Genomic DNA, 6833 nt, shown 5'->3' on the forward strand with positions numbered 1-6833 from the left:
TCATGTCTGATAATGCCGTTTTGCGCTTGCGCACCCAACGCCTTGCCCGTGCCACCCGTCCCTTCCTCGCGCGGGGGAATCGGGTCATTCGCTGCCAGGGCTGCCTGCTGCCAGAGGCCAACTGTCTCTGCAGCCAGATTGCACCGCAGTCTGCCCGGAGTCGCTTCTGCCTGGTGATGTTTGATACCGAGCCAATGAAGCCGAGCAACACCGGCCGTCTGATTGCCGATATTTTGCCGGATACCCAGGCATTTGGCTGGTCACGCACCGAGCCGGATCCGCTGCTGCTGGCGGCCGTGCGCAATCCCGATTATCAGCCACTGGTGGTCTTTCCGGCCGCTTATGCCGATCCTGGTCGTGAAGTGCTGACAACGCCGCCGGCCAGCGGCAAGCCGCCGCTGTTTATTATGCTGGATGGCACCTGGACCGAAGCACGCAAGATGTTTCGCAAAAGTCCCTGGCTCGACGCCCTGCCAGTGATGTCACTGGATGTCAGTACTCCTTCGCGCTATACGCTGCGTGAAGCCCACGGCGAAGGTCAGCACTGCACCGCTGAAGTGGCGACGGCGCTACTGGCACAGGCGGGCGATCGGCTGGCGGCAGAGGCGTTATCTCACCATTTCGATCGGTTCCGCACGGCTTACCTGGCAGGAAAACCGCATCACGCTGGACAGGCTTAACCGTATCTCTCTCCGGCTGGCTGGCGTGAGCCTCTCCTGACAGTTTCCAGGATCCGGATGTTCAGCCTGCGATCTGCCCGGAAGCACGGCCAGCAAAAAGCGTTTACAATCACGCAAATCCCGATCTCTGGAGGGCGAGATGAGCCAACGCGGACTGGAAGCGCTATTACGACCTAAATCAATTGCGGTGATTGGTGCCTCGGTTACGCCCGGGCGTGCTGGCTACTTTATGATGCGTAACCTGCTGGCGGGCGGTTTTAGCGGACCGGTACTGCCGGTGACGCCAAAATATAAAGCGGTCAGCGGCGTACTCGCCTGGCCCACCATCGACAGCTTACCTTTCGCGCCAGACCTGGCGGTAATCTGCACTCACTCAAAGCGTAACCTCGAGTTGCTGCAACAGCTCGGCGAGAAAGGCTGTAAAGCCTGCATTATCCTCTCCGCACCCGCCAGCCAGTCGGCTGAACTCAAAGCCTGTGCCAGCCAGTGGCAGATACGTCTGCTGGGACCAAACAGCCTTGGCCTGCTGGCACCCTGGCAGGGACTCAATGCCAGCTTCTCGCCCGTGCCGATAGAGAAAGGCCGTATCGCGTTTATCTCTCAGTCCGCTGCCGTCTCTAATACGATTCTCGACTGGGCGCAGCAGCGTAATCTCGGCTTCTCCTGGTTTATCGCGCTGGGTGACAGTCTGGATACCGATGTCGATGACCTGCTCGACTTTCTGGCACGCGACGGCAAGACCAGCGCCATCCTGCTCTATCTTGAGCACCTCAGCGATGCGCGTCGTTTTGTTTCCGCCTCACGCAGCGCCTCACGTAATAAACCGATTCTGGTCATCAAGAGTGGTCGCAGCCGTGAAGCACAGGCGCTGCTTGGTACCCATAGTGGTCTGGACGCTGCCTGGGATGCGGCCATTCAGCGCGCCGGGTTACTGCGTGTGCAGGACACGCACGAGCTGTTCTCCGCCGTTGAGTCGCTGAGCCATATGCGGCCGCTGCGCGGCGACAGGCTGATGATCATCAGTAATGGTGCTGCGCCCGCCGCGCTGGCGCTGGATGAGCTTTACGCCCGCAATGGGAAACTGGCGCAGCTCAGCGAGGAAACGCGTCAGCAGCTTGAGGCTATTTTGCCTGCCGGTGCAGGTCGCGGAAATCCGCTGGATTTAAAAGATGACGCCACAGCTGAGCGCTACGCTGCCTGTGTGGAGATCCTCCTCGACAGCCATGAACTAGATGCCTTAATGATTATTCATGCGCCAAGCGCGGTCGCACCCGCGACTGAAACAGCCGCACATCTGATCGATACCGTGGCCCGCCACCCGCGCGGTAAGCTGGTAACGCTGCTGACTAACTGGAGCGGCGAATTCTCTTCACAGGCTGCGCGTCGTGCCTTTACGCAGGCAGGTATACCGACCTGGCGCACGCCGGAAGGCACCGTCACCGCCTTTATGCATCAGGTTGAGTACCGGCGTAATCAGAAGCAGCTACGCGAAACGCCTGCCCTGCCCGTCACGCTGAACCAGGATAGTGCACATGCTCACCAGCTGCTCTCACAGGCGCTGGCGCGCGGCATTACCTCACTGGACACTCACGAGGTTCAGCCGGTGCTGCAGGCTTATGGACTGGCCACACTGCCAACCTGGATCGCCAGTGACAGCGCGGCAGCGGTTACCATTGCCGATCAGATTGGCTATCCGGTGGCGCTGAAGCTGCGTTCACCCGATATCGCCCATAAATCAGAGGTTCAGGGTGTAATGCTCTACCTGCGTAATGCCAGTGAAGTGGAGCGTGCCGCCGAAGCCATTTTTGATCGGGTAAAGCAGACGCTGCCTCAGGCACGTATCGAGGGACTGCTGGTTCAGAGCATGGCCAGCCGGGCGGGCGCGCAGGAATTGCGGGTCGTGGTCGAACAGGATGCACTGTTTGGCCCACTCATTATGCTGGGTGAAGGCGGAGTTGAATGGCAGGCTGATAAACAGGCTGCCGTTGCCCTCCCCCCGCTAAATATGACGCTGGCACGCTATCTGGTCATTCAGGCCATCAAGAGTGGAAAAATCCGCAGCCGCAGCGCCCTTAATCCGCTGGATATTGCGGGTTTAAGCCAGCTGCTGGTGCAGGTCTCTGATCTGGTGGTGGATTGCCCGGAGATCCAGCGACTGGATATTCACCCGCTACTGGTGGCGGGCAATGATTTTACCCTGCTGGACGTCACCCTGACGCTGGCCCCGTTCCACGGCGATAACGAAGCAAGGCTGGCCATTCGCCCTTATCCGCAGCATCTGGAAGAACAGGTAGAGTTAAAAGATGGGCAATTCTGCCTGTTCCGCCCAATCCTGCCAGAGGATGAACCTTTACTGCGCGATTTTATCAGCCAGGTTACCAAAGAGGATCTTTACTACCGCTACTTCAGTGAGATCAATGAGTTCACGCATGATGACCTCGCCAATATGACGCAGATCGATTATGACCGCGAGATGGCTATTGTGGCGGTCCGTCAGCATTACGGACACCCCGAGATCATTGGCGTCACCCGCGCGATCTCGGACGCTGATAACATTGATGCGGAGTTTTCAGTGCTGGTCCGTTCGGACCTGAAAGGGTTAGGCATGGGTCGTCGTCTGCTGGAAAAGATGATCCGCTACACCCGACATCACGGCTTGCAACAATTGAACGGTATCACCATGCCCCATAACCGCGGCATGATTACCCTGGCCCGAAAACTCAACTTTCATGTTGATATTCAACTGGATGACGGTATTGTCAGCCTGAAATTATCTTTACAGAATGAGATCAACTAACCTTGTAGAGAAAGGTAAAAAACGTTCGAATCGACGGAGTTGATGTTATTATTTATGGTTATAACCCTGATTTGATGGCAAAAGGCCATGCAATGAACAGAGAAGAAATGCACTGTGATGTTGTCTAAATTTAAACGTAATAAACACCAACAACACCTCGCAGAGCTGCCGAAACTGTCACAATCCGTTGCGGATATGTCGACACTTTACTCGCCTGCCGAATTTCGTCAGACGTTGCTGGAGAAGATTGCGGCAGCGCAGACCCGCATCTGTATCGTTGCGCTCTATCTGGAAAACGATGACGCCGGACGTGCCGTCATGGATGCGCTTTATCATGCTAAGCAGGCGCGACCGGAGCTCGATATCTCGATCCTGGTAGACTGGCATCGTGCGCAGCGTGGGCGAATTGGCGCAGCGCGAGGCGTAACCAATGCCGACTGGTATTGCGAAATGGCGACGCGTTATGCCGATATTGCCATCCCGGTTTATGGTATCCCGGTTAATACACGTGAAGCCCTGGGTGTACTCCATCTTAAAGGTTTCATTATTGATGATACCCTGCTCTACAGCGGTGCCAGCATCAATGATGTTTACCTGCATCAGCATGACAAGTATCGCTATGATCGCTACCAGGTTATCCGTAATCCGCAGCTGACCGATACCATGTATGACTGGATTACGCTCAATCTGAAGCCAGCAGAAGCGGTTAACCGGCTCGATTTCGCTGAGCGCCCTTCCAGCCCTGAAATTAAAAATGAGACGCGCCAGTTCCGTCAGGATCTGCGTGGCTTCAATTATCAGTTTGAGGGGAATGCCGGCAACGATGAACTGGCGGTCACGCCGTTGGTCGGTCTGGGTAAGCATAGCCTGCTTAATAAAACCATTTTTCACCTGATGCCCTGTGCAGAACAGAAGCTGATTATCTGTACTCCCTACTTCAACCTGCCCGCCTTGCTGGTGCGTAATATCATTAACCTGCTGCGCCAGGGGAAACAGGTCGAGATTATCGTCGGTGATAAAACAGCCAATGATTTCTATATTGCGCCCGACCAGCCGTTCAAAATTATCGGCGCACTGCCATATCTGTATGAAATCAATCTGCGCCGCTTCCTGAGCCGTTTGCACTACTACGTTACAACCGGCCAGTTAGTCGTAAGACTATGGAAGGATGGCGAGAACAGTTATCACCTTAAAGGGATGTGGGTCGATGATGAATGGCAGCTGATTACCGGTAATAACCTCAATCCACGCGCATGGCGACTCGACCTGGAAAATGCGGTACTGATCCACGATCCTCATCAGCAGTTAGCAGTGCAGCGTGAAAAAGAGCTGACGTTAATCCGCCAGCACACCACGGTGGTGACGCATTTCCGTGAGCTTGAAAGTATTGCTGATTATCCGGCCAAGGTGCGGAAGCTCATTCGCCGCCTGCGCCGGATACGTATCGACCGCCTGATCAGCCGTATTCTTTAATCACCGCCTGTCAGAAGGCATCCATTAGGCGAAGTGGGCTACTGTTGTGCTGTTGTTTCGTTAAGTCCTGGGGCGGGAAAAGAGTGGTATGACAGCCGCCCGAATGGCTGGAGCTGGAAAGATTTCGCGTGGGATGCCGCCGGTGCAGCCAGCGGCATTGCCCTGTGGAATCTGAGTCAGTAGCTGTTTTAAAGCTTTATCCCCTTACCACGCTTGTGCAGCAATAGTGACACCAGAAACGCCACCGCCCCCATCGCAGAGACATACCAGAAGAAGGTGGTCTCGATCCCCTGCTTCTTCATCAGCAGCGCTACATACTCTGCCGAACCACCAAACAGCGCATTCGCTACCGCATAAGAGAGCCCGACACCCAGTGCGCGTACCTGTGGCGGGAACATTTCGGCTTTAAGAATGCCGCTGATGGCTGTGTAGAAGCTGGTGACCAGCAAGGCCAGCATAATCAACAGGAAAGCCACGCCGGGACTCTGCACGTTTTGCAGCAGGGTCAGAATTGGCACCGTACAGATCGCCGCACCTGCGCCAAAGATCATCATCGACGTGCGACGACCAATTTTATCTGACAGGGCACCGATAATCGGCTGAATTAGCATAAAGACCAGCAGCGCACCGGTCATCAGCCCGCTAGCCGTTTTAGGATCCATACCCGACGTGTTAACCAGATACTTCTGCATGTAGGTGGTGAAGGTATAAAAACTCAAAGAACCGCCCGCGGTGAAACCCAGCACCATCAGGAAAGGACGGGTATGATTGCGCAGCAATCCGATTACGCTTCCCGCATCACGATGTTCGCGGCTGGTCTTGTCTGATGTTTCTTCCAGAGAGCGTCGTAGCCACAATGCGACAACCGCGAGCAGTGCGCCGAGGAAGAACGGAATTCGCCAGCCCCAGCTGCGCAGTTCTGCATCAGTAAGCAGGAATTGCAGCACCACTACGGTCAGTACCGCCGCTAACTGACCACCAATCAGCGTGACATACTGGAATGAGGCATAGAATCCTTTACGTCCTTCCAGAGCCACTTCGCTCATGTAGGTTGCGCTGGTCCCATATTCTCCCCCCACCGATAATCCCTGAAACATACGCGCCAGCAGCAGAATGATGGGAGCCGCCACGCCGATCGTTGCGTAACCAGGCAGGCAGGCAATAACCAGTGACCCGAAACACATCATGCATACCGAAACCAGCATCGAATTTTTTCGACCATGTTTATCTCCGATATAGCCGAACAGCCAGCCACCAATCGGACGCATCAGAAATCCTGCCGCAAAAACGCCCGCCGTCTGTAACAACTGCGTGGTGGTATCGCCCTGCGGGAAGAATATGTGCGCAAAGTAGAGCGAGAAGAATGAATAGACATAGAAGTCGAACCACTCGACCAGGTTGCCCGATGACGCGCCAACGATGGCCCAGATGCGTTTCCTGGTATCATCCGGTTGAATATTATTATTTGTTGTTGTCATGCCTTACCTCTGTTCCTTGCTGATCAACAGCGTTTAAAGGATTGAGTAAAGCATTTAAGTCTACCGGAGGTAAAGGCGGGGTAATCTGAGATGAATATTGTGAGCCACATCGCCAATTATCGAAAAATCAGCGGGTTGCTGGCAATTTTGTAAGTCCATATGAGGTAATGAGGGCTGCAGAAAACGGGGTTATGGTCAATATTTCTGCTTAAAAGAACAAAATTCAGACGTAAAAAAGCCCCGCACTTTCGTGCGGGGCTTCTCTACTTATATGATGCCTGGCAGTTCCCTACTCTCGCATGGGGAGGCCCCACACTACCATCGGCGCTACGGCGTTTCACTTCTGAGTTCGGCATGGGGTCAGGTGGGACCACCGCGCTACAGCCGCCAGGCAAATCTTGGTGC

Annotated in this window: 4 protein-coding genes and 1 rRNA gene; 3 read left to right on the plus strand and 2 right to left on the minus strand. The window is 55.0% G+C overall.

Going from position 1 to position 6833, the window contains the following annotated elements; translation table 11 throughout:
- The first annotated feature begins 2 nt into the window (after window positions 1-2).
- From F3I44_RS21685 to pssA, 3 genes are all read left to right on the plus strand, one after another.
- The gene (locus F3I44_RS21685) at window positions 3-680 is read left to right on the plus strand and encodes a tRNA-uridine aminocarboxypropyltransferase (RefSeq protein WP_150015523.1); all 678 of its coding nucleotides are present in this window, start codon (window positions 3-5) and stop codon (window positions 678-680) included.
- A 139-nt stretch (window positions 681-819) separates the two neighbouring features.
- Window positions 820-3477: a bifunctional acetate--CoA ligase family protein/GNAT family N-acetyltransferase gene (locus F3I44_RS21690; protein WP_150019630.1), complete on the plus strand. Its 2658-nt coding sequence runs from the start codon at window positions 820-822 to the stop codon at window positions 3475-3477.
- A 117-nt stretch (window positions 3478-3594) separates the two neighbouring features.
- Complete coding sequence (gene pssA / locus F3I44_RS21695; RefSeq protein ID WP_150019631.1) at window positions 3595-4950, plus strand: CDP-diacylglycerol--serine O-phosphatidyltransferase; 1356 nt, start codon at window positions 3595-3597, stop codon at window positions 4948-4950.
- 188 nt (window positions 4951-5138) lie between these two features.
- Here the strand turns inward: pssA and F3I44_RS21700 are convergent, their stop codons facing one another.
- Window positions 5139-6428, minus strand: a complete 1290-nt coding sequence (locus tag F3I44_RS21700; RefSeq protein WP_150015520.1) for an MFS family transporter — start codon at window positions 6426-6428, stop codon at window positions 5139-5141.
- A gap of 276 nt (window positions 6429-6704) precedes the next feature.
- Window positions 6705-6820 (minus strand): 5S ribosomal RNA (gene rrf / locus F3I44_RS21705).
- Window positions 6821-6833: the final 13 nt, after the last annotated feature.

The sequence above is a fragment of the Pantoea sp. F_5 genome, from assembly GCF_008631595.1.
Classification (GTDB): domain Bacteria; phylum Pseudomonadota; class Gammaproteobacteria; order Enterobacterales; family Enterobacteriaceae; genus Pantoea; species Pantoea gossypiicola.

Excerpts from the sequence above, each read along its gene's own strand:
- F3I44_RS21685 (WP_150015523.1), top strand. The coding sequence starts at position 3 with ATGTCTGATAATGCCGTTTTGCGCTTGCGCACCCAACGCCTTGCCCGT.
- F3I44_RS21690 (WP_150019630.1), top strand. The coding sequence starts at position 820 with ATGAGCCAACGCGGACTGGAAGCGCTATTACGACCTAAATCAATTGCG.
- pssA (WP_150019631.1), top strand. The coding sequence starts at position 3,595 with ATGTTGTCTAAATTTAAACGTAATAAACACCAACAACACCTCGCAGAG.
- F3I44_RS21700 (WP_150015520.1), bottom strand. The coding sequence starts at position 6,428 with ATGACAACAACAAATAATAATATTCAACCGGATGATACCAGGAAACGC.